The following is a 25,144-nucleotide window of genomic DNA, read 5'->3' on the forward strand; positions in this document are numbered from 1 at the left end:
CATGCGTTTGAAGCTGGGGACGGCTTTTTTGGCTTGTGTGCTGCTGACGACCGGCTGCTGGGACCGGCAGGAAATGAATGACCGGGCGATCATTTTGGGCTGGGGGATGGACCTGAACGGGGACGGCCGGTACGTTGCCACGGCCAACATCGTCGTTCCCGGGGGTACAAAGTCGGGAGGGACCGAGGGCGGGAAAAACCAATATCTCATCGAGACCGCCTATGGCGCGAGCGACGGCGATGCCGGTCAAAATATGCAAAAAAAGCTGCCCCGCGTCATCTTTGCTAGCCACCGGAGGAACGTGTTTATCGGCGAGGCGCTGGCCAGGCACGGGATCGCGGATGTGCTTGACGAATATGCCCGCAATCCGCTGGTCAGGCTGCGGACGAATATTTTTGTCGTCAAGGGAGGAACGGCGCAGGAAGCTATGAGCCTGGGCAGCCGGCTGGAAAAGAATCCGACGATCAGCGTGCAAAAAATACAGGAGGTGATGGGTGCCCCGGTGAGCCGTTCTTTGCTCGATTTTTTCATCATGGCGAATGGGGCGTCGGGAGGCAGCGTGATACCGATCGTGGAGATCGTCTCTCCCGGGCAAACGGCAAAGAAAGGCGAAGATACGGACAATGCGGCAGGTTCGGAATTGGCGCTGACAGGCTCGGCGGTATTCGACCGCAACCTCAAATTGAAAGGTTATTTGGGGTTTGACAATTTTTGGGTTCGTTTATGGATCGCGCAAAAACTTGACCATCGCGTGTTTACGATCCGTATGGGGAAGGAGCGCGAGACGGTAACGATTCCTGCGATGAGGTTCAAAAGCCGGATTGTGCCGAAGATCAACGGTGAAGAAGTCAGCTTTACAGTTTGGCTTAGCGGGGAAGGCGAAATCAACGAAAACAACGCAAACCTGGATCTGTCCAAGCCGGACAACGTCAAAAAAGTAGAGGACGAACTGAACCGCCGGTTGACGGAAAAGGTGGAGCAGACGGTGGCCCTGGTGCAGAAGCAATATAAGGCGGATATTTTCGAACTGGGAGAGACGCTGCATCGCAAGCACCCCTATGTTTGGAAAAGGATGAAAAAGGATTGGGACAGGCGGTTCGTAAACGCGGACATTGAATTTCGGGTTCACATGAAAATATCTGGCACGGGGCTTACGGGAAAATCCCTGGTTCCCGGCGTGGAGGACAAGGATAACGGTGCGAATCAGCAATAGACAGCTCTTTTGGCTTGTATGGACGTTTGAAATGGGGATCAACCTGTTGATTTCTTTGAACTTCTCCATTACCGACGCAAAGCAGGATGTCTGGATTTCCTTGATCATCGCCTGGTTGGCCGCCATGCTGATCGCGTATCTGGTGTTTAAAGTCAGCCGGTTATATCCCGGCCAAACTTTGCTTGAGTTCAGCATTTCGATCTTGGGCAAATGGCCGGGCAAGCTCGTTGGTCTCCTGTACTTGCTTCAATGGTATTGGGTGATGGGGATCATTTTGCGCGAACAGTTTAGCTTTATCCGGCTAAGTATGCTGCAGAAAACGCCGGACCTGGTCATAGCGGTCAGTTTTTTGGCGATCGCCGTTTATGCGGTCCGCCAAGGCGGAATAGTCGGCCTCGGCCGTTTCAGCGAGCTTTGGGGGCCTGTGCTGCTGTTTGTTCTGCTTCTAACCTTCGCCCTGTCGATGCGCAATTTGAACTTGGGCGCCTTGCTTCCGGTTTATGCCGATACGGAGGCGTTTGCCATTCTGAAGGGCAGTCTGACGCCGATGTCCCTGCTCGGCGAAATCGCGTTTATCGCGATGCTGGTTGCTTTCCTGGAAAAACCGGATCGGTCCGCCCTGCGCAACGTATGGCTGGGGGTAACGGTAGCTTCGCTGATCCTGGCGATCGGCGCGGTATGGGTGATTATGACCTTTGGTCCGGAATTGTCTTCCAAAATCCAGTTTCCGTTTTTCGAAATGGTCAAGCTGGTTTATTTAATGGAATTCATTCAGAATATGGATATTTTTTTGGTGGCGATCTGGTTGATCAGCGTGTTTATCAAGCTGACCGTTTATTTGTTTATCGCCAGCTACGGAACGGCCCAATGGATCGGCAGACCGGCCGGCTGGAAAAACTGCATATGGTTCGTGGCCACGGTTACGCTGGCCGTATGTATGGCGGTCGTTCGCTTAAACCCCTCATCCAGGATGCTGCTGACTGAGGTATGGATCAATTATGTGCTGCCGCTGCATTTTTTTGCGATCCCCTTACTGCTGCTTCTTGTAGGTACGTTCAGAAAGAATAGAAAAAAAGGTGAATCATGACCCAAACCCTCGACTCTTCTATATTAGTATGTTATCATGAGAATCTGATAACGTATTAACGAACTAAAGCGTTCGGCGGAGTTGCTAAATTATTGGGGGAGAGTTACTATGAAACTGAAAAATATCGCTTTAATAGGTTTGGTCCTGACGGTTATGCTGACGGCGCTGGCCGGCTGCTCCGGTTCCGGTTCGGGTTCCGTAAAGGGAGGCAATACGCTGATCATCGGGATTGACGATAAATTCGCGCCGATGGGCTTCCGCGACGAAAAGAACGAAATCGTCGGCTTCGATATCGATTACGCCAAAGCGGCTGCGGAGAAGATGGGCATGGAGGCCACCTTCCAGCCGATCGATTGGTCGTCCAAGGAGTCGGAGCTAAACAGCGGCCGGATCGATCTGATCTGGAACGGCTACACCATCACCGAGGAACGGAAGGGAAAAGTGCTGTTCACGAAGCCCTATCTGAAAAACAGCCAGGTGATCGTCACGCTGGCGGATTCGCCGATTTCTTCGATCAGGGACCTGGCCGGCAAAGCCGTCGGGCTCCAATCGCTGTCTTCCGCGGCGGATGCGTTGAACGCCGATCCGATCAAGTCCGAGATCAAGACGGTTACGGAATTTCCGGACAACGTGCTGGCGCTCAGCGATTTGAAGACAAAGCGGCTCGACGCGGTCGTCATCGATGAAGTCGTGGCGAGATATTACATGTCCAAAGAAGAAGGTACCTTTAAAATTCTCGGCGAGTCGCTCGCTCCGGAGGAATACGGAATCGGCGTGAAAAAGGGCAACGAAGAGCTGCTGAACAAGCTGCAGAAAGCTTTGGACGAACTGAACCAGGACGGGACGGCCGCTCGGATTTCGGAAAAATGGTTCGGCGAAGACAAGGTGCTGAAGTAAGGAGCCTGGTGCGAAGAACACGGGGAAACCCGGAAGCTGAAAACGCGCAGGGGCGAGGACAAAACCGGATTGAACGCGATCCGGTTTTTCTGGTTCTTTCGGCGAGTAAGCCGGGCTTAGCATGCGGCCGACCGCCGTCATGCAGCGAAACACTGCGCGCTGGGAGCTGCGCGCCGGACCGCGCTTCCGTTGATTCCGTCAATGAAGGGGATGCGAGATGAGTTTGAGTTATTTTTTCGATATTTTGGGACCGATGCTGGAAGGTATGCGGATGACGCTGCTGCTGTTTGCGCTGGCGATCGTGACGTCGATTCCGCTTGGCTTCGCGTTTACGTTTATGGCGAGAAGCCGGGTGAAGCCGGTCGCCTGGTTCGCGAACGCCTACATTTATGTGATGCGCGGAACGCCGCTGCTATTGCAGATGCTGTTTATCTGCTTTGGGCTGCCCGTCATTCCGGGCATCGGCGAATATTTAGTGATGGACCGCTTCGCGGCGGCCTGTTTGGCGTTCACTTTGAATTACGCAGCGTATTTTGCCGAGATTTTTCGCGGGGGGTTGCTGGCGATCGACAAAGGCCAATACGAAGCGGCCAAAGTGCTTGGCTTAAACCGCTGGCAAACGACGTCCAGGATCATTTTGCCGCAAATGGTGCGCATCGCCCTGCCGGCCGTTTCGAACGAGTCGATTACGCTGGTGAAGGATACGGCCCTGCTGTACGCCGTGGCGGTTCCGGAACTGCTGCATTTTGCCCAAACGGCGGTGAACCGGGATTTTACGATTATGCCGTTCGTGCTCGCCGGGATCATTTATTTGCTGCTGACATTGGTGCTGACGCTGCTGTTTAAAGCGCTGGAACGGAAGTTCAAATTCGAATAAAGGGTTGAATAAACGGGTATGAAAATCGTGGAAGTAACGAAATTGCAAAAATCGTTCGGTTCGCTGCCGGTGCTGAAGAACGTTTCCTTTACCGTGGATACGAGCGAGGTGGTGGCCGTCATCGGGCCGTCCGGCTCCGGCAAAAGCACGATGCTGCGCAGCCTGGCCCACTTGGAGGAGGCGGACGGCGGGAGCATCCGGATCGGCGACGACTATTTGGTCGAGGACGGCCGGTATGCCGGGAACGCGCAAATCAAAAAGATTACGGCGCGCATGGGCATGGTATTCCAGCATTTCAACCTGTTCCCGCATCTGACGGTGCGCGGCAACCTGGAGCTGGCGCCGAAGCTGGTAAAGCGGGTGCCGGCCGAGGACATCCGCCGCAGGGCGTCCGAATTGCTGGAGAAGGTTGGCTTGCTGGATAAGGCGGACGCTTACCCGGCGAATTTGTCCGGCGGCCAGAAGCAGCGGGTGGCGATCGCCCGGGCGCTGATGATGAACCCGGAGCTTTTGCTGTTTGACGAGCCGACCTCGGCGCTCGATCCGGAACTGACCGGCGAAGTGCTGCAGGTGATGAAGCAACTGGCCGAGGAGCGGATGACGATGATCGTGGTGACGCATGAAATGGGGTTTGCCCGGGAGGTGGCGGACCGCGTGATGTTTATGGCCGACGGGGAGTTCATCGAATCGGGGGCGCCGGAGCAGCTGTTCGGCCAGCCGCGGCATGAACGGACGCGAGCATTTTTGCAGCGGGTGTTGTAGAATCATAAATGTTCGCGTGTTTGCGAAATGCTGCAAGAGGATAGAGGTGCTCGTCATGACAAAAGAGTATGCGCCAGCCACCGTAGTTTCTACGGCGGCCAACTATATTATGGACCGCGAAGAACGGTTCACGCATACGTACCGGACTTATTTTAAACTAAGGGAGAACGGCCCGCTTCAGCTCCGGTTTTGGCACAGCAATGCCGTGGACTCCACCTGGGATACCGGAACGGTGGCCAAGGGCAGCCAGCTTGGCGGAGCGTGGCGGATCGAGGCCGCCTATGTGGCCGACGGCGGCAAGGAGCCGGACGGCGCGGTGGCGCCGGGCTCGCAGGTCCCGGTCACGTTTGACGGGGAAAACGGGAAGGCGGTGGAACCGGGAGAGACGTTTTGGAGCGATCCCGTACATATCGAGCTGCCGGAAGGACATTATTTGGCGTTCACCTGGACGATTACGGCGCCGGCGGCGGGCAAAACGTTCCCGTACAACGTCGAACAGATGCTGGTGTCGGCCTACGATGCCCCCGGCCGTCATGCGGACGAGGAATCGGCGGAGCCGTTTGCGCTGTCCGAGAAATTGCTGGTGGCGCCCGCTTTTATCGGTTATGCCAAGGCGGTGGAGCGGCAGTTGACGTTTTTCGGCGACTCCATCACCCAAGGGGTCAGAACGGCGCTGGACGGCTACGAATATTGGGTGGCGCGGATCGCCGAAGGACTGGGGGCGCGGTACGGGGTATGGAATCTCGGCTCCGGGTGGGCGAGAGCGTACGACGCCGCGGCGGATGGCGCCTGGCTGGGCAAGGTGAAGCACGGGCAGGGGGAGCATCCCGGTTCGCAGGTGATCCTGGCGCTGGGCGTCAACGACATCGACATCGGCGCCCGGACGGCCGAACAGCTGCTTGGCGACCTGGAAACGATCATATCCCTGTTGAAAAAAAACGATCCCGCCACGGAAATCATTCTGTTCACCGTACCGCCGTTTAATTTCAGCGGATCGCGCGAGCAGGTGTGGCGGAGCGTCAACGCCGCGATTCGGGCCTCCTCCATCCCGGGAGTGGACCGGGTGTTCGATATGGCGGCGCTGCTGTCCCAGGCGGCTCCTATGGAACATCGGCTGAGACCGGAATTTATGAGCCCCGGCGACGATCCGCACCCGAACGGGTTTGCCGGCAAAGTGGTGGCAGAGGCTTTTTTGAAGTGGTACGTGGGATAAACAAATAGAAACCGTCCGGTTATCGGACGGTTTCTATTGTCGTTTAAACCGGGGGACCTTTCGCGGGTTTACCGGTAAATAAGGCTTGGGCCTGGATATCGGCGCATGACAATACCGACGCATGACAATACCGGCGCATGACAATACCGGCGCAATGACAATACCGGCCAATGACCATACTAGCCCATGACATTACTAGCGCATGACAGCCGGCGACTGGAACGGCGAACCGTCGGCTGAGCCTTCAAAATAGCGGCACTTTAGGTACTTATTATCCAGAGGCAGGCATGTATCTCCCCATTAGCGGCATTTTTTGTCCCTATTTTCCTATGAAGGGTCCAGGATAGGGCATTTCCTTGCGATCCTAGGATAATAGCGACATAAATCGCCTCTATTTCACTCAAGTTGGCTGATATCGCCGAAATAACGACCTTTTTTGTCCCTATGCCACTTTCCAACTTTTTACTTCCCCCGGTATTCCCTAGGCGACTGACCCACCTGCTTCTTAAACACTTTGCTGAAATATTTCACGTCGTGGAATCCGACCATCTCGGCGATATCCTGCAGCTTCAGATGCGGGTTCAGCATAAGCAGCTTGGCCTTGTCGATCCGGTATTTGCCCAGGTAATCCGAGAAATTGATGCCATAGTCCTGCTTGAATTTCCGGGACACGTATTCGCGGCTTACGTAAAAATGGCTGGCGATGTCCTGCAGCGACAAATCGGACTGGTAGTTCTGCTCGATGTATTTGACGATGTCGGCGAACGTGCTTTTGTCGCGCGCCTGCTGCCGGGAGATGACGTCCGCCAGCCCGGTCATGACCTGCTCCGCCCAGTCGCTCCAGGCATAATGCGAGAAGGTGTAGCTGTCGGCCGAGGGGGGAGCATGTCCGGCATCGTCCCGCTCCAACTCCGTCAACACACTATCGGTTTTATCGCCAAGCGTTTCCCGGATCAGTCCCGAGCGAAACGACAAAATATCGGACGTCCACGCGGCCAGCATTTCCGGCGTTACCGTTCCCAGCCGGCTGAGCTCGTCGATCCATTTGCGGCTTGCCGCGGCAATCTGGGCCGGGTCCGCGCTCCTGACCGCCAGCTTCCAGTCCTCCTGCACTTTGGCGAAGGTCAAGGAGAGGCTTCCGCCGGTCCCTGGCGCAGCGGCGGCGGAGCCGGCAAGGAGCGTATGGATATGCTTGTCCGGCTCCAGCAGGTTCCGGCGGCGGAGCGCCGCCAGCGCCTCGGCGTACTGCCGGGGGAGGCTTTGCGGGAGTTCCCCGGCGGCGGCGAGGCCAAAATGCAGCCGCCGCTGCAGCGTCGCATACAGCCCGTCGTTGATTTGCGCGATCAGCTCCGGCGCCCGTTCCGGCTCCGCCCAGAGCAGCAGCACGATCTCCGTCTGCGCGCCCCAATGCTTGAAGGCGACCCCGCTATGGTCCGGCAGCAGAAATTCGTTGCAGACATTGATCAGGGCGAAATGGAGCAGATCGCTGTTGCCTGCGAAGCGCTGCAGCAGGGAGGCGTCGCCGGGGTCGACCTGGGCCAGCATGAGCCTGATCGCGGCGACTTCCCCGGGGATTACGCCTTCCTGGCGCAACCTGCGCAGCGACGATTCGGCCGCGCCGGGTTCGTCGATCAGCGAGGAGAGCAGCTTTTCGCCGTAAATCGGTTTGATTTCGTTGAGCCGAATGCTGCGGTGCTGCTGATCCAGCCGTTCCTGCTCCTCGCGCCGGATCTGCTCCACCGCTTTGGCCACGGCGGCGTTGATCGCCTCGGGTTCGATCGGCTTGAGAATATAGTCGATCCCGCCGTGGCGCACGGTGCTGCGCACAAAATCAAAATCGTCATGGCCGCTGACGACGATGAACTTGATGTTCCCGGCATGCTCGCGAACCCATGCCATCAGGTCGAGGCCGTGGCCCGAAGTCATCATCATGTCCATAATGACCAGCGAAGGAGCCGATCTTTGAATCATTTCGATCGCTTCGTTTCCCCCGTCAGCTTCAGCGATTTCCCGGATGCCGTGCGCTTCCCAGTCGACAAGCAGCCGAACGGCCTTCCTTACGCGCGCTTCATCGTCAACAATCAATGCCTTCATCGGTTCACACTCCACTCTCTGGACTAACTCAAGCTTTTCTATAGTTCAAATTTAGTTCAACTATTTACTGCGGCTGAGCCGGCATGATTAGCGTAATCCGCACCCCGGCCGGTTCCAGATTGGTTACGGTCAACGCGGCTTCATCGCCGTACACGAGCCGCAGCCGGGTCAATACGTTCATCAGGCCGATGGACGATGAGCCCGGTTCCTTGCCCGGGTTGCCGGGACCGCTCTCCTGGGGAGCGTCGGATAGCTCGCGCAGCTTCCGCTGCAATCGCGCCAGCTTGTCCTCCGGGATGCTCGCTCCGTTGTTGTCCACCGTGATTTGGATGAGTCCGTCCGGCGTCCGCGCGGCGGCGAGCCGCACCCATCCGTCCGTGCCCGCGCGGTCGATGCCGTGCTTGAAGTAGTTTTCCATGATCGGCTGCAAAATGAGTTTGGGCATCGCCACCTGCAGCAGCGGCTCTGCGACCTCGCACCGGTAAGCAAAGCGGTTCTCGAACCGTTCTTTCTGCAGCTCCACATATGCCTTGACGTGTTCAAGCTCGTCCTTTAGCGTCACGATGCGGTCGCCCGAATGCATGCTGTAATGCATCATTTTGGCCAGGGACGAGATCAGGGTGTAGATTTGCGGCACCTTCAGCTCCAGCGCCAGCGTGCCGATAATCTGCAGCGTATTGTTGAGAAAATGCGGGTTGATTTGCGCTTGCAGGGCCCGCAGCTGGTTGTTTTTGCTGGACAATTCGAGCTTGTACTCCCGTAGAATCAAATTGTTGATCGTGTCCATCATCGTGCGGAACCGTTCGGTCAGCAGCCCGACTTCATCATTTCCGGCCGGCAGGACGTCGACGTTCAGATTGCCGGTCTTCACCTGGCTCATATAGTTGGACAGCCGTTTGATCGGCGCGGTGACGCGGATCGAGATCAGGATGGTCGCCGTCAGAATGACGAGCAGCGCCAGGCCGAACAGCATCAAATTGATCGTGACCGCCTGGTTGGCTTCGCGGAGCAGGTAGGATTTCGGAATCTCCTTGATCAAGGTCCAATGGGCCCCGTAATGATCGATTCGCTGATAAATAAACATGGAGCCGTTCTCTTCAAAGCTGCCCTGTTCTCCGGGCGATCCGGCAAGCTTTGCCGTATACCAGCTGTCGTACAGCGCGCGGCCGATTCGCTCGGGCTGATCCGCGTAGACGATCCGGCCGGCATCGTCTGTAATATACAGTTTTTCCTCGTTGCGGTCGTAAAGCTGCTCTACGATATCCTGCAGCGCGGTCAACTTCACGTCGATCGACAGATAGCCGAGCGGGGTGTCGGACGGAATCTGTTCGATGCGCCGGTGCAGGGAAAACACCTGCTCGTAGGTTGCTTGCTGAAAAGGGAGGGTCATGCCGTACAGATGGCTCATATGCGTGCCCTCGACCGCCAGTACTTCGCCCTGGGGAGGAACCGAGCCTTTGTAGGGCGCCGCTCCCTGCCAGCGTTTGGGGATATTTTGCGTAATCAGCGTCGCTTTGCTGTCTTTAACGCCAAACAGGTACACCTGAAAAATATCGGGCATGGACTTGTAAATGTAATTGAGCGAAGCGTAAATGTCGATATTGGCTGACATGTCGTCGTAACCGGCATTCAGCAACCGGTAGAACTCGGAATCGGAATAGACCGTGAGCGAAATGCGGTTGATTTCCCCCAGCAGGCTGTCGATATTGCGGTACCCTTGATACAGCAAATTCGTATTTTCCTCGACCGCCCGGGTTTTCAGGGACTCCGTCGTCAGCGAGTAGCTGATGAACATGACCGCGATGATGCAAAGGGCGATAGGAAGGATCATAAAGACTATCAATTTCGTCCGAATACTGGTCCATTTCATGTTGTGCACATCCGATCAATATTTTACACCTTAGTGATCACTTCCGTAGGTGTAATGAGCGTGAAATTAACTACATAATAACATTACAAGATATATTTCAACAAAGATAGACAAAAGAAAGGAGGGGGCGAGCGTTGCGGACAAAGAAATGGTCGCAATGGGGACAACAGACCTTTTTTGTCGGCCCGGCCTTCCTGTTTTTCACCGTGGTGATGATCATTCCGTTCGTGATGGGGATGTACTATTCCTTTACCGATTGGAACGGGGTGTCAGGGCAGGTCGCCTGGGTCGGATTCGATAATTTCGCGAAAATTTTCGCGAACGATCCCGATTTTTGGAAAGCGTTTTGGTTTACGGTGCGGTTTACCGTGCTTGGCGTCGTATTGGTGAACGGGGTAGGCTTTTTCCTCGCTTATTTCCTGACCAAGCCGTTAAGATCGCGGAATGTGCTCCGGACGGTATTTTTCATGCCTAACGTCATCGGGGGGCTGCTGCTCGGCTTTATTTGGCAGTTTATTTTCATTAAAGGGTTTGCGACGCTTGGAGACATGACGGGTTGGTCGTTCTTCGAGCTGCCTTGGCTGGGGGACTCGACGACCGGTTTTTGGGCCATCGTGATGGTGTTTGTCTGGCAATATTCCGGCTACCTGATGGTCGTATACATCGCTTCGCTCAGCAACGTATCCAAGGAGGTGCTGGAGGCGGCGGAAATCGACGGGGCCAACCGCTTTCAGGTGCTGCGCAGCATCATTGCGCCGCTGATCATGCCGGCGGTGACGGTGTGCCTGTTCCTGGCGATCTCCTGGTCGTTCAAAATGTTCGACCTCAACCTCTCGCTGACCAAGGGAGGACCGTTCAAATCGACGGAATCGGTAGCCCTGAACATTTACAACGAGGCGTTCCTGAACAACCGGTACGGCCTTGGGACAGCCAAAGCGCTGCTGTTCTTCCTAATCGTGGCGGTGATCTCCCTGATTCAAGTGCGGATCACGAAGAGCAAGGAGGTTGAAGCCTGATGGGAGCCAAAAAGCGCGCGGGAAACATCGTCACGGAAATCGTTATGATTGTGGTGGGCCTGATTTTTCTCGCACCGTTTTATTTTTTGTTCGTGAACTCGGTCAAGCCGTTTGGCGAGATTTTGAAAAATGCGGCCAGCTGGCCGTCGCAGTTTCATTGGGAAAACTATAGCAAAGCGTGGGAGCTGGCCCGATTTTCCGAGGCCTTCCGGAACTCCGTGATCATCACCGTGATCAGCGTCATTCTGATCACGCTGTTCAGCGCCATGGCGGCTTACCGGATGGTGCGCGCGGACACGAAGTTCAACCGGCTGCTGCTGCTGCTGTTCGTGGCGGCGATGGTCGTTCCGTTTCAGACGATCATGATTCCGGTGCTGAAAGTGGTCAACACGCTGGGAGTGAACAACAGCATCCTGGGGTTGCTGCTGACGAACCTGGGGTTAAGCCTTCCGCTGGCGGTATTCCTGTTTCACGGTTTCGTCAAATCGGTGCCGCTTGAGATCGAGGAAGCGGCTACCGTCGACGGCTGCAATCCGTTCACCGTATTTTTCCGGATCGTCCTGCCGCTGCTGAAGCCGATGATGATGACGATCATCGTGCTGAACGCGCTGGCGATTTGGAACGATTATTTGCTGCCGTCCCTGATTTTGCAAAAGCCCGAGCTGCGGACCATTCCGCTGGCGACCTATTCGTTCTTCGGGCAATACACGAAACAATGGGACATGGCGCTTCCGGCGCTGGCCATCGGCATCCTGCCGATCGTGGCATTTTATCTGCTGCTGCAGCGCTACATCGTTGAGGGAATCGCGGCAGGCTCGGTAAAAGGTTGATGCCGGGCCTGGCGTTCCAGGTATATAATTAATTTTATGCATAGGGGGAAAATGAGAAATGAAGAAAAAACGCTCGCTGATTATTTTATCCGTATTGCTTGTTATGAGCATGCTGCTCGCGGCTTGTGGCGGCGGAAACAGCTCCAGCAAAGCCGGCAACGCACAAAATGGAAGCGCTGCAGCAGGCGGCGAAGTGAAAACGGTTAAAATTTTTCAGTTCAAAACGGAAATCGTGGAAGGCCTTAACGAACTGAAGGTCGAATTCGAAAAAGAACATCCGAACATCAAGCTGGACATCCAAACCGTCGGCGGCGGCGCGGATTACGCGGCGGCCCTGAAGACGAAGTTCGCGTCCGGCGACGCTCCGGACATTTTCTCGAACGGCGGATTTGCGGAGCTTGATATGTGGCAGGACAAAATCGAAGATCTGTCCGACCAGCCTTGGGTGAAGGACCTCGTGCCTTTGGCCGCGGAACCGATGACCAAGGACGGCAAAGTGTACGGCATGCCGATGAACCTGGAAGGGATCGGCTACGTGTACAACAAGGATTTGTTCGCCAAAGCCGGCATCACCGAAACGCCGAAAACGATCACCGAACTGGAGGAAGCGGCCAAGAAGCTGCAGCAAATCGGCGTGACTCCGTTCGGCAACGCTTATCAAGAATGGTGGCTGCTCGGCAACCAGGGGATCAGCACCGCTTTCGCAAGACAGGACAATGTCGACGAATTCATCAAAGGCCTTAACGAAGGAACCGCAACGATCGTCGGCAACGAACAGTTCAAAAACTGGAGCAATCTGCTGAACCTGACTGTGAAATACGGGCAAAAGAACCCGCTGACCACTGACGCCAACACGCATCTGGCCATGTTCGCCAGCGGCGAGGTCGCCATGATGCAGGAAGGCAACTGGGCGCAAACGCTGATCGACAACATCACGCCGAACATGAACATCGGCATGTTCCCGCTGCCGATCGACGACGATGCCGAGAAAAACGACAAGCTGACGGTCGGCATTCCCGCGAACCTGGTCGTAAACAAAGATTCCGCTTCCAAAGAAGAAGCGAAAATCTTCCTGAACTGGCTTGTGACCTCTGATTTGGGGAAAGAATACATCGTAAAAAAATGGAAATTCATCCCGGCTTTGACGACGATCCCGGCAACGTCCGAAGATATCGGGCAATTGGGCGCGGACGTGAAAAAATACGTGGATGAAAACAAAGTGTACGGTCTGCAATCGTCCAAGTTCCCGGACGGCGTAACCCAGGAATTCGCCAGCGCCATTCAAGAGCTGATCGCCGGCAAAGTGGATGAGGGCGGCTGGATGGCCAACATGCAAGCGGCTTGGGACAAGCTGAAAAAGTAAATATAAGCCCGTCTTAGTTTTGGCATCATGGACTGCTTCCGCCATCTTTCGAGAGGATCGATCGGGCGGGAGCAGTTTTGTTATTTTGCAAAATACATAAGTACTATCTCGGCACGCATCCCGAAGCAAGTTATCTTAAGGAGCTGTTCGCGCCGATCGCCGGGGAGCTGAAAATTCCGGTGGTTTCGGATTTGCCGGAGGGCGTGCAGGTCGCAGCGCGGAGCGGCGAATCGGGGGACCTACCTGGTTGTTGCTGAACTTAAGCCGGGAGCCGCTTTGCCGGCAGGTTATCCCAGCGTGCTATACGGCGTCATGAGAGAGAGAGAACGCTTAGCCTTGCCCCTTATGACGTGGATATTTTACAGATATCCTAGAGACGTAAGGCGCTTTAATCGAAATACGTTCCGAAATGCTTGATCAGGAAAGAACAGTGGACGCGCACCGGCATTTCGCTGTACATGTCGTGCCACGCTGTTCTTTTCCATTCCGCGTAGCTCATGCGGTTCCGCACGTACCTGCCGATCCCGATGCCGTCGGCGCCAATCTTTTGCATTTCCTTGACGATTCGGGCCGCTTCCTCCGCGATGTAGTCGCTGATCATGACTTCGACTTTTTGGCGATCGGCGCCGCTGAGCTTTAAATTGCCGATGTATTCTTCGACCCCGCTCACGACATTTATAAATATATCCGCTTCGTATTCTCCGCTTTCGGTTTTTGTGATTTTGATTTTGCGCTTGCTTTTTACGGAGTGGAAAGAAATCGCCTCAAGGTTCGGGTTATCCGTCTTTATGCTGAACTCGCCTCGCGACATATTTTGATACATCAAAGAAAAGATAAACATGTCTTTACATGGAATTTTTTCAACCATCCGGTCTTTCTGAAACATGGCGAGGCCGCTGACGGTAATATCCTTTTTCTGTTCCTTAATCATGACGGCGATCGGGTCCTGGCCGTCGTCAAAATAATCCCGGACGAACTGGTGAAGCATGGTGCGCGGCGAGCCCTGCCTGTTGTATTCTTTTTGCAGCAGTTTGTTAATATAGTTCGCCGTCTTCGTATGGCGCGGAAATTCCTGGCTGATGACCGTCCCGGCGTCACCTTCCACGACAACGACGGAGGTCCTTTGGGAAATGGTCGGATCGCGATAGAATGTATCCATATGCTTCCATAAACCCATACGGGCCAAAGCTTCGCCAAACATCAGCGTCCGGATCTGGCCGCTTACGATGATGCGGCTTGTCCTCAACCCCAGTTCTTTATTCGCTTCTTTGGGGCTTTTGGCGACGGTGGTCAGCAGTTCGTCGGTCGTCTCTCCGTTCTTGGCAAATTGGGTAACCAGCGGAATGCTGACCGTAACCTTGATTTTGCCCTCGGGAGAGGCATCGAAGGCGGCCGTTTCCACATAACCGATCCGTTCCAAAATCCGCTGATCCTGGGCGCATCCCGCCAACAGAAGACAAGCCGAGGCGCAGAGCAAGCCGATCCGTTTACGCATGTTTTTTTCTCCCCCTTTGAAGGAGCAGAAGGATAATCAACAAGAGCGGAAAACCTGCGGAGAAAGCAAGCTGGGCCATCGTAAAATACCGAAACCAGCCTTCCACCTCGATCAGCGTTTTCGGAATGAGACTGATTAGGATCGTCATTACCATGGTCACCAATATGAGAACTTTCCAATTGATCCGCCGGAATACCTGCGAGAGAACTTCCTGGCTTGACCAATAATACATCCCGGCTGTCTGCAAAATCGAGAATAGAAATACGCTGAACAGAAAGTTTTGGACCCGCTCGACGAACGGAAATCTTAAATAGGCGTACATGTCGAGAAGCGGAAACGCGATATGGGTCAGCTCGTCCGAATTAAAATAGCCGTAACTTAAAATGGAAACGATCAGGTAAATCGACACCGTGATGGCGTTTCCGACATGAACGTACCTTAGCCATTTTTTTGATTTCTCCGCATACGGGAACAAGAATAGCGACAGTTCGTAGCCGGCATACGCCCCAAATACCCGCAAAAAGCCCTCCTGCATATCTGTGCCGCCCCGGAAAACAAACGGCGTCAACCGTACGAAATCGAAATCCCTCATAAAGTTGAAGGCCAACGGCAGTTGAGACAGCAGCGCCGCCACAAAAAAAGTGTTGGCCTTGGACATGGTGTAAATCCCTTTGGCAACATACAAAAACACAAGAACGTCCACAAACAGCTTCAGTACCATTTCCGAGGTCGTAGGAAAAATCAGGATCTGATAAATCATGGCGTATTGCTTGGCCACGAGGCAGCCGATCATGCCGAAGATGCCTCCAAGCAGCAAATAAAGCGGGTATAATATAACCCGCGGCAGGGATGCCTGGAGAATTTCAAATACGGAAGCCCCGCGCCCCAGTCGGTAAACCGCCGAGATCAGCATGATATTGAGGGTGACAAACAGGAATACGATCACGATCGCAAGCCAGCCGTTCGTTCCGAAATACTGGGCCGTAAGCCGCGGCAGGATGAACAGCACAATACCGCTTTGGGTATTAAAAATCAGAAACGCGATATGGATACGATGCAGCTTTTCGTGTTCCAAGCAAAGTCACCTATTTCTTCATTTTGTTGGTATGTTGGTTTGGGGTGCGAGACTGTGTCGGTCGTTTGCTCATCATCCAGAACGGCCCGCGGATAAAAATGTCCTTCCAGTCGGCCGGTTTCATCGGGGCGGCGGGAATCGTATACGGCGCGCCGAGGCTGGTCAGCTCGGAGGCGTGAATAATGACCAGGGCAATTCCAACCATAAAACCAAAGTTGCCAAGCATGCCCGATAAAATGATCAGCCCGAACCGGATGATTCGAATCGAACCGCTCATCGTATAGCTGGGGATAACAAAGGAAGCGATGGCAGACATCGCCACGGCGATGATCAGTATATTGCTTGTAAAGCCGGCTTCGACGGCAGCGGTGCCGATCACGATCCCGCCGACGATCCCGATCGTTTGTCCGATTTTCGAGGGCAGCCGGGCGCCCGCCTCGCGCAAAAGCTCCAGCGTTGTTTCCATGAGCAAAGCTTCCAGGATAGGCGGAAACGGCACGCGGCTGCGCGATTCGGTCAGGGAGGCGAGCAGATTTTGCGGAACCATTTCATAATGGTACGTCGTCACCGCCACATACAAGGAAGTCAGCGAAAGCGTAAGTAAAAAGGCGATATATCTGAGCATCCGTAAAAATGTACCGACCGCCCAGCGGCTGTAATAGTCGTCCGGAGTAGTAAAAAACTCGAAGATCGTGGTTGGACCTACGATTACGGACGGACTTTGGTCCATAATGGCGACCACCCTGCCTTCATTCAGCTTGGAAACGGCTACGTCGGGGCGTTCGGAGGTCATAAGTATAGGGAATATCGTACTTGGAAAATCCTCGATCATTTGCGCAAGCATGTTGCTATCGTATAATCCGCTGTATTCAATGCTTTGAATTCGTTCGGACATGCGGTTGACGTAGTCCATATTGGCCAGCTCGTCGATATAGATAACGCAGACCTTGGTTTTGAGGACTTCGCCAACCTCAAACTGCCTGACTTTGAGCCGATTGCTCTTGATCCGGCGGCGGATGATGGACAGATTGGTGTCCAGCGATTCATTAAAAGCGTCATGGGGTCCGATGATGACCGATTCCGTTTGCGATGTTTCGATGGCGCGCGTTTCCGGCCCGTACACATGCACCAAATAAACACCTTGCGGCACAAAAAGCGCCGCATCGCCCGCGCAAATGCCGTTTACGACCGACGCGGCATCTTTGGCTTCGTTGAATTGGGATTGCCGCAGCAATGCTCCGAGTTCTTCCTGCCGGATATTTTCCAGCGGCCCCAAGACGTCGCGTTTGAAGATGTTTTTGTCGATCAGGTGGCTGAAATAGATTAATTCGGCCTTAAGGGAGGGAAGCGAACGGCGGGTCAGATCCGAGCAGCCGCGGAATTCGCCCATCACGTTTGCGAGCGAAAGCGGGCCGGGGGCCTGGGGTTCGTTTACATGGGGCCCTGCGTCCACCTGCATCAATTTTTGTTTCTGCTGTTTTGTTTGCTTCGCAAAAAATTTGAAAAGGCGGAATAACACCAAAGTTCCCCCTAATGAGGCATTTTCTTCTATTGTGCGTAGATGGAGGGGAACTATGCAGAGGGGAGGGGGACAGGCGCTTTGAAGCGCGCCTTATTCCCCGAGAAGGAGGCGGCTTAAGTCGGCGTAGCTGAACGCCTGCTCATGCGGACGAAACGCGGATTCGGGCTGGGCGCGCCGGTGGTTGAACCATATGGTCCGCCAGCCGGCACCGGCGGCGCCTACGACGTCATTGCGCCATGAATCGCCGACGTAACAGCATTGTTCTGGGGCTAAGCCGGCCTCCGCGGCCACGCGGTCGAACAGCTTCCGGTCCGGTTTGGTGATGCCGACGGCTCCGGAAATATAGATCAGGTTCGGTGGAATCAGGCGATCCAACTCCAGCGCGCGGATTTTGCGCCATTGGTGTTCCGGCGGCCCGTTGGTAATTAAACCTACGAGGGCTTTGTCCGATTTCAGCTTCCCGATGAGCTCGAATGCACGCTCAAAGGGGCGGATGCAAAACTGGCGGTCCAGATAAGCGGCCTGTACGGCGGCTGCCTGTTCCTGCTTGAGCGTTACACCGAACTCGGCCAGGGAGCGCACGAAACGCTCCGTTCGCATTTCCTCAAGCGCCGGGCCGTGGGTAGGCGTGCCGCCGGCCAGGGCGGACAGGTGGTCGCTGTAATAGCGCATCCGGTGATAAGCGGGTTCATACGGGAAATCGTCTCCAGTGTTAAGCACCGCTTGCAGGGCTCCGCGAAAGGGAAGCAAATGATCGTAGAGCGTATCGTCCAGATCGAAAAAAACGGCATGTGCGCATGCGGCAGGTTTTGTAGACTTCAAGGTTGAATTCCTCCTTCTATCGTTTGGCGCGTAAGGCCGTCTCTCTATTTATTTCGGCCATGTACCGTATATGCTAGATTGATCCTGGCAGACTGCTCCTAAATAACGTGGGCGAAAACATAAGAACAAATCTACTAGTCTAACGTCCATTATACAGGATACCGCGTTTTACCGGCAGACCCGAACGAATTTTGCTGACGCCTGCCAGGCGCTTGGATTATATTATTGGTGGATGTTTTGCAACTTAAGATTGCAGGGAGGAGACCTTTCGAGGTGAGAAAACCGAAACGATGGTTCACCTTAAAAAATCAAATCTTCGTCGGCTTTATGCTTGCCATGGTTCTCGTGCTTACGCTAGCCAGCATCCTGACCTACACCCAGGGCTCCGCCCTGCTGGAGAACAATGCGGAGAAGCATATCGGCCAAACCGCGCTGCAGGCCAACGGCCGGCTTGACGCTTTGCTCGCCCAGATCAAAACGCTGTCGACGCAGGTGGCGACGGACGGCAGCATCCAGCAGCTGCTGCTGTCCGAGGTGGAGGGGACGAAGACGCCGTTCAGCGCACGCCAATCCCTTCTATCGATTCTGGGAAATTATCAGTCGTACGTCACGGGGATTAAATCGCTGGAGCTGTATACGACCGATTACCGCCGGCTGTTCCCGCTGAACGATATTCCGCTGCAGGACACGATCGATCCGAAATGGATCGCCGCCGCCGACCGGGGAAAAGGGGAACTCGTCTGGATCGGCGCCGATCCCAAAGATCCCTCTTCAGTGCTCGCCTTAAGGCGCGTCAGCCTGATCGACCGCTGGTTTTCGTCCGGGGGATATCTGATGGTGCGGATCGACCGTACCTACTTCCAGCTTCAGGAGCAGGTGAGCGGAGAAGGCGGCGAATATATTTTGCTGGTCGACGGGAATTTCCACACGATCGCTTCCAATTTCGGCCGGTCGGCCGGGACGCTGAATTTGTCCGAACTGCTTACCAACGAGGGGAAAAACATTACGATCGGCGGGCAGGAATTTATCGAGGTGAAGCAAAAGTCAGAGCCTACCGGCTGGACGCTCGTATTTTTTACGCCTGTCAGCTACGTCACGAGCGGGATTTCCGCCCTGCGCACGGCCGTGCTCGTGTCCGGCGCGATCGGGGTGCTGTTGTTTCTGATTATGTCGCTATTGCTGTCGACGATGATCACCCGGCCGATCTTCAAGCTGATCAAGGCGATGCGGGGGGCGAGATTCGGGGTGCTGCAGCCCAATCCGATGTTCTCCAACACGATGGAGATCAACGAACTGAACAATACGTACAACCAGATGGTCGACAACATGAACGAATTGATCCGGGTCGTTTACGAGAAGGAACTGCTGCAAAGCCGGACGGAGCTGAAAGCGCTTCAAGCGCAGATCAATCCGCATTTTCTGTTTAATACGCTGGAGGCTTTTTATTGGTCGCTGGAGGAGAAAGGCGAAGAGGAATTGGCCAGCCTTGTCGTCAGCATGTCCAGCCTGTTCCGGTATACCATCAGCCGACCGAACCAGGACGAGTGGGTCACCGTCGAAGAGGAGCTCGAGCATGTCGAGCATTATTTGCAGCTTATGGACATCCGGCTGGGCGAGCGGCTAACTTGGTCAATCGAAGCCGGAACTTTCGGGGGTGTGAAAATTCCCAAGCTGCTGATCCAGCCGCTGGTGGAGAACGCGATTCTGCACGGTGTGGAGACAAAGGAAGGCCCGGGCGTGGTGACGGTGAACGTATCGCCTTCCGGCCGGGAAGGTTACGTAAAAATCACGGTCCGGGACAACGGCCCCGGCATGGACGAAGAGATGCTGCGCAAGCTGAAGCAGGCGTTGGACGGCGGGCCGGCCCTGTCGTCCAAGGGGAGCGGATTCGGGATCGTCAACGTGCAGCGGCGGCTGCGGCTTTATTTTGACAAGGAACAAGGCGCAAAACCGGGACTGGACGTATATAGCCGGCCGGGAGAGGGCACGCTGGTGAGCTTTGAAATTCCGAGCGAATATGGGGGAGCGGTATGATTCATTCCAAAACGATTTTAATCGTGGAAGACGAGCCGAGAACGAGGCAAGGTTTTGTCAAAACGCTGGAGGCCTGGTCCTGCGGGCGCTACCGGATCGAAGCGGCGGAGAGCGGCCAGGCAGCGCTGGCTTGGCTGGAGAACCACGCCGCTCATCTGCTGATCACGGACATCCGCATGCCGGGCATCAGCGGGTTGGAGCTGATCGAAATGCAGCGAAAGCATAAGCCGTTTAAACCAGTAACGATCATCATTTCCGGCTATCCGGAATTCGATTATGCGCAAAAAGCGATGCAGTTAGGCGTCGTCAACTATTTGCTCAAGCCGGTGGATAAGCATAAACTCGTGCAAGCCGTGGAGCAAGCGCTTCTGGTCGAGGGCGATCGGCACCGCATCGAAACGCTGGAGAAGCTGGCCGACCCGCGGCTGCTGGAGACGAAGGAGACCGATGCCCGGTACAATCCGCTGGTTAGCGATGCGCTTCGCTATTTGGACGAGCATTTGCACGAGCCGGTGACACTTCGCCAGGTGGCCGATATGCTGCATTTGAACCCGAGTTATTTCAGCGTCTTGTTCAAGGAGCAAACGGAAATGACGTTCAGCGAGTACCTCAGCCGGCTGCGGATGCTAAGGGCGAAGGAGTTGCTGCTGCGCACGTCTTTACCCGTCGGTGAAATCGCCGAACGCGTCGGGTATCAAACGGACAAATATTTTATCAAAGTGTTCAAATCGTTCGAAGGCATGAGTCCCAGCAAATATAGAAACAGCGTCAAGAACTTTTGATATCTAAAGGGAAAATATGAACGACTCAACCTAGGCGTTGAAAGCTTGAGGATAGGGAAGGCCGGTGGGTTGGTCGGCAGATCAATATCCGCTGGCCAGACGCTTTGCATGATTATCCCTTTTGATCAGGAGGCAGAGAAGAAGATACATTCAGGAGAAGAAGATACATTCAGAGAAGAAGATATATTTGGAAGAAGTGGATATGGGAGAAGCAGACCTGTTCGAGATCATTAAAACTGTTTAAGATCATAGACAGGCTTAAGAGAAGGGAAGCAAGCCTGAGACGGGAAAAATGGGGCAAGACACAAGAAAAAATGAAAAGACCGTGATCTTGCTGCAGCCTGAAATCCGTTTGCAGCAACGTCTGTACCGTTCAAGCATTTCTATCAGGCTGCAGCCGCAAGGGGCTGATTCGGTTGGCGCGCGATCAGTCGGCGGTAAGAGATCGTCGGAATCGCCACACACATCTGCAGTAACTTCTGCCGCATCGTTTCTTCCGCTCCCGGCAGTCCTTCTTGCAGGCGCAGCCGGCGGCGTCCGGTGTACTCGTTCAGGTACGCCTGCAGATGCTTCAGTCCCAAGGCTCCATACGTACTCTTCAGCGATTCCCACGCCTCTCTCACCACTTTCCGTAAGGGCACATACAGCCGAAAGGCCTGAGGGAACAACTGTACCGCCGATGTACGGACATCCACATGCCCGCCAATAAACGCGGTTAGATCGTGACGGTTTGCCCATTTTTCACTTCCCCGCTTATGCGGTACCAGACGGATTTTGACCTGTTCCGGCTCGCCCGACTCTGTGACCGTGCAACCGGCTACGACCGCCGAGGCGTACGGATGCAAAACCTGACACCGGGATGGATTACGCCCATACTGATCGCTGTTCACCTTCACTTCTCCGGAGAGCAGTTCCCGGGCATCGAACTCCCCCACGGCATGGCGTATTTTGTGCAGCATCGACCAGGCGGTTTTGTAGGTGACCCGGATCACCTTGCTCAGCCGCAGCGCCGAGATGCCGCCCTCCAGCAGGAATAAATCCAGGGCCTCGAACCACTTGAGCAAGGGCAGATGCGTTCCTTCAAAAATCGTACCGACCAAAGGCGATGTTTGATGCTTGCACTTTCCGCACTCGAACAAGGGGATATGCCGGGAGGTCAGACGGCTGCACCGGGTGTGAGCGCAACGCGGGCAGACAAAGCCATTTGGCCACTTCATCGCAATCAACGCCTCCATACAGTCCTGCTCGCTGTTAAAACGGCTGCTGAATGGCTGAAGTTCCGTTCCCGCATTGACCTCCATGTTTACTCGCCCCCGAATCAAGAATATACGAACATAAATTCCATTTATTTCATTATACCAAACGTACGTTCTCGAATCAAGCCGAACATCTCACCTGAACCGCCTCATTTTTTCTGTTTCTCTTTTTTCTTTATCCCGTACAATCCCCACCCCCCGCCCCCTGAACGTAAGGGATAATCGTGCAAAGCACCATGCATGGACACCAAGACACAGACACAGACACAGACACAGACACAGACACAGATACTATAGACAGCCACCGCAGAGGCAAAGTCATAATTTATTTCGTCAAGCACTGGTTTTGAGCCGCTTTTATTGCAAGAAATTATACTTGGTTTATTATATAAGTTTGTAGGTATTTTTCGTTCAAGTTAGCCGAGAAACAAGAAAAAACTAAAGGAGCACTTAATTTTTTTAACTTTTACTAAATGATATGTACTAGTCTGCCGCTATCACTAGCTTTGTAAATGTTTAGCATAAACGGACGCATTAACAACCTAAAAAAAGTGGAATTTTAGCTAATGAGCGTGATCTTATGAGGACGAAACGAAGGTGCTAGAATTCAGGTTAAGCGGTTACATAAAACCGTTAATAATGATGGGGGGATATAACAAATGTCCAACAAAAAGACAGCATCAATCCTTTTGATTGCGCTTTCACTATTGCTGGTGCTTGCCGGCTGCGGCGGGAAATCGAACGGCGGCGCGGCGAGCGGCGGTGGAGGAAATGCTGGCGCCAATGCCGGCGGCGAAGCAGTCAAACCGGCGGACGGCGAGAAAGTCACCATCAAGTTCATGCATTTGTGGCCGCAGGGCAGCTCGGCCCAGCAAAATAAACTGGTCAACGAAATCATTACCCAATATCAGACCGACCATCCGAACGTGACGATTCAGCAGGAGGTGCTGGAAAACGAGCAGTACAAAAATAAGCTGAAAATTTTATCCGCTTCGAACGAGCTTCCCGACGTCGGCGTGACTTGGGCGGCAGGCTTTATGGATCCGTACGTCAAAGGAAACCTGTTTACCCCGCTCGACGATTTGCTGGACGGAGGTTTGAAGGATAAATTCGTCCCGGGCACGACCGACGCTTACGCCGTGGGCGGTAAGACGTACGGGTTGCCGATCGAGCTCAACATTTCGCCGATTTATTACAACAAAGCGATTTTCGAGAAATACAATTTGCAAGTACCGCAAACGTACGATCAATTTTTGCAAGTCGTGAAAACGCTGTCGGAGAACGGCGTGGCCCCGATTGCCCTCGGCAACAAAGACCGCTGGACCGGTTCGCTGTGGTACATGTATCTGGCGGATCGGCTCGGCGGACCGGAAACGCTGAAGAAAGCGATCGACCGCTCCGGGTCGTTTGAAGATCCTGCGCTGATCCAGGCTGCCGCGGAAATTCAAAAGCTGGTGGATACGAACGCGTTCAACAAAGGCTTTAACGGCTTGTCCAACGATGAAGGCAAATCCGAGTTTATGAACGAAAAAGCGGCGATGTACCTGATGGGCACCTGGGAAATTCCGAACTTCACGACGAATCCGGACGTCCCGCAGGAATTCAAAGACAAGGTAGGCTTCTTCAAATTCCCGACCGTGGAAGGCGGGAAAGGCGACATCAACAGCTGGGTCGGCGGTCCGGGCGTAGGCTTGTTCGTCGCCGAAAACTCCAAGGTCAAAGACGAAGCGAAAAAATTCGTGGAGTATTTCATCGGCAAATGGGGCGCGGAATCGGTTAGCACGGCGGGCGTTATTCCGGCCACGAAAGTGGACACCTCTTCTTCCGATCTTCCGCAAATGTACATCGACCTGCTGAACGAACTGAACAATGCCAGCAACCTGACGTTGTTCGCCGACGTGCAAATGAAACCGAACGCGGCGCAAACGCACTTGAACATGATTCAGGCGTTGTTCGGCAAAGCGGTCACGCCGGAGGATTTCGCCAAGGAGCATGAAGCTGCCCTGCAAAAAGGGGAGTAAGGCATGATAGATAGAAAAGGATGATGAAACCTTATGAATAAGGTCATGTCGAATAAATGGGTCATTGCCCTGTATGTGCTGCCTTCTCTGCTGCTGATCATGGCCATGATCTATATTCCCATCGTACTGACCGGTTACTACGGGTTGATGGACTGGGACGGCATCGGAGCGATGACGTTTGTCGGCCTTGCCAACTACAGCACGCTCGTCAAGGATCCGATGTTTTGGCAAAGCGCGTACCATTCCTTGCTGCTGGCCGTTTTCTCCGGGCTTAGCCTGATCGGATACCTGCTGATTGCGCTCGTCTTGTCCGGAAAAATTAAAGGAGCCAACCTGTTTCGAAAAATTTACCTGATCCCAATGCTGTTGTCTTCGGTCGCGATCGCGCAGCTGTGGCTGAAAATTTACCACCCTTCGAATGGGGTGCTCAACAGCTTCCTGACCGGGGTAGGCATTACGGACGCACCGTCCTGGCTCGCGGAGCCGTCGATGGTGCTGTATGCCCTGTTCGTGCCGATCATCTGGCAGTATGCCGGCTTTTACATCCTGATCTATTACGCCGCGCTGAAGAACATCCCGGAATCGCTCGTGGAAGCGGCGCGCATCGACGGTGCGGGCGCAATGTCGATCGCCTTTCGCATCAAGCTGCCTCTGATCGTGGAAGTGATTAAAGTGACGATCGTACTCGCAATTGTAGGCTCGCTTAAGTATTTCGATCTGATCTATGTCATGACCGACGGGGGACCCAACGGAGCGAGCGAAGTGATGGCCTCCTACATGTACCATCAGGCCTTCCGCGGCTTCGACTTCGGTTACGGCAGCGCGATCGGGTTCTCGCTGCTGCTGATCTGTCTGGTCGCGACATGGCTGATCCGCAAATTGACGGCCTCGGACGACACGATTCAATATTCCTAA

Annotated in this window: 21 protein-coding genes; 14 read left to right on the forward strand and 7 right to left on the reverse strand. The window is 54.4% G+C overall.

All coding sequences use genetic code 11. The annotated features are described in order from the left end of the window. Position 1 precedes the first annotated feature (1 nt). The 6 genes from NYE74_RS30605 to NYE74_RS30630 all read left to right on the forward strand — a co-directional run bounded on the left by NYE74_RS30605 (position 2) and on the right by NYE74_RS30630 (position 6,049). Complete coding sequence (locus tag NYE74_RS30605) at positions 2-1,213, forward strand: Ger(x)C family spore germination protein (protein WP_036625419.1); 1,212 nt, start codon at positions 2-4, stop codon at positions 1,211-1,213. Further along, positions 1,197-2,300 (forward strand): GerAB/ArcD/ProY family transporter, encoded by a 1,104-nt coding sequence (locus tag NYE74_RS30610; protein WP_036625417.1) that lies wholly within the window; start codon positions 1,197-1,199, stop codon positions 2,298-2,300. The genes NYE74_RS30605 and NYE74_RS30610 overlap by 17 nt, the downstream gene beginning before the upstream one ends. A gap of 108 nt (positions 2,301-2,408) precedes the next feature. Further along, on the forward strand, positions 2,409-3,197 hold the full coding sequence (locus tag NYE74_RS30615; RefSeq protein ID WP_036625415.1) for an amino acid ABC transporter substrate-binding protein: 789 nt from the start codon (positions 2,409-2,411) through the stop codon (positions 3,195-3,197). A gap of 217 nt (positions 3,198-3,414) precedes the next feature. Then, entirely contained in the window at positions 3,415-4,074 is a 660-nt protein-coding gene (locus NYE74_RS30620) for an amino acid ABC transporter permease (RefSeq protein WP_036625413.1), read from the forward strand. Between the two features lie 18 nt (positions 4,075-4,092). Then, positions 4,093-4,836 (forward strand): amino acid ABC transporter ATP-binding protein, encoded by a 744-nt coding sequence (locus NYE74_RS30625; RefSeq protein WP_036625410.1) that lies wholly within the window; start codon positions 4,093-4,095, stop codon positions 4,834-4,836. A gap of 55 nt (positions 4,837-4,891) precedes the next feature. Then, positions 4,892-6,049, forward strand: a complete 1,158-nt coding sequence (locus tag NYE74_RS30630; protein ID WP_124331812.1) for an SGNH/GDSL hydrolase family protein — start codon at positions 4,892-4,894, stop codon at positions 6,047-6,049. Positions 6,050-6,511: 462 nt separating this feature from the next. Here the strand turns inward: NYE74_RS30630 and NYE74_RS30635 are convergent, their stop codons facing one another. Next, positions 6,512-8,143, reverse strand: a complete 1,632-nt coding sequence (locus NYE74_RS30635) for a response regulator transcription factor (RefSeq protein WP_155621462.1) — start codon at positions 8,141-8,143, stop codon at positions 6,512-6,514. Between the two features lie 64 nt (positions 8,144-8,207). After that, positions 8,208-10,013 carry a cache domain-containing sensor histidine kinase gene (locus tag NYE74_RS30640; RefSeq protein WP_036625401.1) on the reverse strand — a complete coding sequence of 602 codons (1,806 nt, stop codon included), beginning with the start codon at positions 10,011-10,013 and terminating at the stop codon, positions 8,208-8,210. A gap of 134 nt (positions 10,014-10,147) precedes the next feature. On the opposite strand from NYE74_RS30640, the gene NYE74_RS30645 reads away from it, so the two are divergent. From NYE74_RS30645 to NYE74_RS30660, 4 genes are all read left to right on the forward strand, one after another. Further along, positions 10,148-11,029, forward strand: a complete 882-nt coding sequence (locus NYE74_RS30645; protein WP_036625398.1) for a carbohydrate ABC transporter permease — start codon at positions 10,148-10,150, stop codon at positions 11,027-11,029. Further along, positions 11,029-11,859 carry a carbohydrate ABC transporter permease gene (locus NYE74_RS30650; protein ID WP_036625396.1) on the forward strand — a complete coding sequence of 277 codons (831 nt, stop codon included), beginning with the start codon at positions 11,029-11,031 and terminating at the stop codon, positions 11,857-11,859. Before NYE74_RS30645 ends, NYE74_RS30650 begins: the two co-directional genes overlap by 1 nt. Before the next feature lie 58 nt (positions 11,860-11,917). After that, positions 11,918-13,222 (forward strand): ABC transporter substrate-binding protein, encoded by a 1,305-nt coding sequence (locus NYE74_RS30655; protein WP_155621463.1) that lies wholly within the window; start codon positions 11,918-11,920, stop codon positions 13,220-13,222. A 77-nt stretch (positions 13,223-13,299) separates the two neighbouring features. Next, positions 13,300-13,479, forward strand: coding sequence for a hypothetical protein (locus NYE74_RS30660; protein WP_036625393.1), 180 nt, complete (start codon positions 13,300-13,302; stop codon positions 13,477-13,479). A gap of 131 nt (positions 13,480-13,610) precedes the next feature. On the opposite strand, the gene NYE74_RS30665 is transcribed toward NYE74_RS30660, so the two are convergent. From NYE74_RS30665 to NYE74_RS30680, 4 genes are all read right to left on the reverse strand, one after another. Continuing rightward, positions 13,611-14,717, reverse strand: a complete 1,107-nt coding sequence (locus NYE74_RS30665; RefSeq protein ID WP_155621464.1) for a Ger(x)C family spore germination protein — start codon at positions 14,715-14,717, stop codon at positions 13,611-13,613. Continuing rightward, positions 14,710-15,792: a GerAB/ArcD/ProY family transporter gene (locus tag NYE74_RS30670; protein WP_036625389.1), complete on the reverse strand. Its 1,083-nt coding sequence runs from the start codon at positions 15,790-15,792 to the stop codon at positions 14,710-14,712. The genes NYE74_RS30665 and NYE74_RS30670 overlap by 8 nt, the downstream gene beginning before the upstream one ends. 10 nt (positions 15,793-15,802) lie before the next feature. Continuing rightward, entirely contained in the window at positions 15,803-17,311 is a 1,509-nt protein-coding gene (locus tag NYE74_RS30675; protein WP_227872694.1) for a spore germination protein, read from the reverse strand. Between the two features lie 93 nt (positions 17,312-17,404). After that, positions 17,405-18,136 (reverse strand): HAD family hydrolase, encoded by a 732-nt coding sequence (locus NYE74_RS30680; protein ID WP_036625387.1) that lies wholly within the window; start codon positions 18,134-18,136, stop codon positions 17,405-17,407. 273 nt (positions 18,137-18,409) lie between these two features. Between NYE74_RS30680 and NYE74_RS30685 the strand changes: the two genes are divergently transcribed. Both NYE74_RS30685 and NYE74_RS30690 read left to right on the forward strand, forming a co-directional pair. After that, positions 18,410-20,170, forward strand: a complete 1,761-nt coding sequence (locus tag NYE74_RS30685) for a cache domain-containing sensor histidine kinase (RefSeq protein WP_036625385.1) — start codon at positions 18,410-18,412, stop codon at positions 20,168-20,170. Beyond that, on the forward strand, positions 20,167-20,952 hold the full coding sequence (locus NYE74_RS30690; protein WP_036625382.1) for a response regulator transcription factor: 786 nt from the start codon (positions 20,167-20,169) through the stop codon (positions 20,950-20,952). The genes NYE74_RS30685 and NYE74_RS30690 overlap by 4 nt, the downstream gene beginning before the upstream one ends. Positions 20,953-21,338: 386 nt before the next feature. Here NYE74_RS30690 and NYE74_RS30695 read toward each other — a convergent pair whose 3' ends face one another. Further along, entirely contained in the window at positions 21,339-22,253 is a 915-nt protein-coding gene (locus NYE74_RS30695; protein ID WP_115311237.1) for a transposase, read from the reverse strand. A 614-nt stretch (positions 22,254-22,867) separates the two neighbouring features. Here NYE74_RS30695 and NYE74_RS30700 point away from each other — a divergent pair. Together NYE74_RS30700 and NYE74_RS30705 are read left to right on the forward strand one after the other, a co-directional pair. Then, positions 22,868-24,229, forward strand: a complete 1,362-nt coding sequence (locus NYE74_RS30700) for an extracellular solute-binding protein (protein WP_115311236.1) — start codon at positions 22,868-22,870, stop codon at positions 24,227-24,229. 33 nt (positions 24,230-24,262) lie between these two features. Beyond that, positions 24,263-25,144, forward strand: coding sequence for a carbohydrate ABC transporter permease (locus tag NYE74_RS30705; RefSeq protein ID WP_115311235.1), 882 nt, complete (start codon positions 24,263-24,265; stop codon positions 25,142-25,144).

Source organism: Paenibacillus sp. FSL P4-0127 (assembly GCF_038007325.1).
GTDB classification, from domain to species: domain Bacteria; phylum Bacillota; class Bacilli; order Paenibacillales; family Paenibacillaceae; genus Fontibacillus; species Fontibacillus macerans.

Bases quoted from the DNA above. Each gene is read 5' to 3' on its own strand.
- NYE74_RS30605 (WP_036625419.1), top strand. From the start codon at position 2: ATGCGTTTGAAGCTGGGGACGGCTTTTTTGGCTTGTGTGCTGCTGACG.
- NYE74_RS30615 (WP_036625415.1), top strand. From the start codon at position 2,409: ATGAAACTGAAAAATATCGCTTTAATAGGTTTGGTCCTGACGGTTATG.
- NYE74_RS30620 (WP_036625413.1), top strand. From the start codon at position 3,415: ATGAGTTTGAGTTATTTTTTCGATATTTTGGGACCGATGCTGGAAGGT.
- NYE74_RS30625 (WP_036625410.1), top strand. From the start codon at position 4,093: ATGAAAATCGTGGAAGTAACGAAATTGCAAAAATCGTTCGGTTCGCTG.
- NYE74_RS30630 (WP_124331812.1), top strand. From the start codon at position 4,892: ATGACAAAAGAGTATGCGCCAGCCACCGTAGTTTCTACGGCGGCCAAC.
- NYE74_RS30635 (WP_155621462.1), bottom strand. From the start codon at position 8,143: ATGAAGGCATTGATTGTTGACGATGAAGCGCGCGTAAGGAAGGCCGTT.
- NYE74_RS30640 (WP_036625401.1), bottom strand. From the start codon at position 10,013: ATGAAATGGACCAGTATTCGGACGAAATTGATAGTCTTTATGATCCTT.
- NYE74_RS30650 (WP_036625396.1), top strand. From the start codon at position 11,029: ATGGGAGCCAAAAAGCGCGCGGGAAACATCGTCACGGAAATCGTTATG.
- NYE74_RS30655 (WP_155621463.1), top strand. From the start codon at position 11,918: ATGAAGAAAAAACGCTCGCTGATTATTTTATCCGTATTGCTTGTTATG.
- NYE74_RS30665 (WP_155621464.1), bottom strand. From the start codon at position 14,717: ATGCGTAAACGGATCGGCTTGCTCTGCGCCTCGGCTTGTCTTCTGTTG.
- NYE74_RS30690 (WP_036625382.1), top strand. From the start codon at position 20,167: ATGATTCATTCCAAAACGATTTTAATCGTGGAAGACGAGCCGAGAACG.
- NYE74_RS30695 (WP_115311237.1), bottom strand. From the start codon at position 22,253: ATGGAGGTCAATGCGGGAACGGAACTTCAGCCATTCAGCAGCCGTTTT.
- NYE74_RS30700 (WP_115311236.1), top strand. From the start codon at position 22,868: ATGTCCAACAAAAAGACAGCATCAATCCTTTTGATTGCGCTTTCACTA.
- NYE74_RS30705 (WP_115311235.1), top strand. From the start codon at position 24,263: ATGAATAAGGTCATGTCGAATAAATGGGTCATTGCCCTGTATGTGCTG.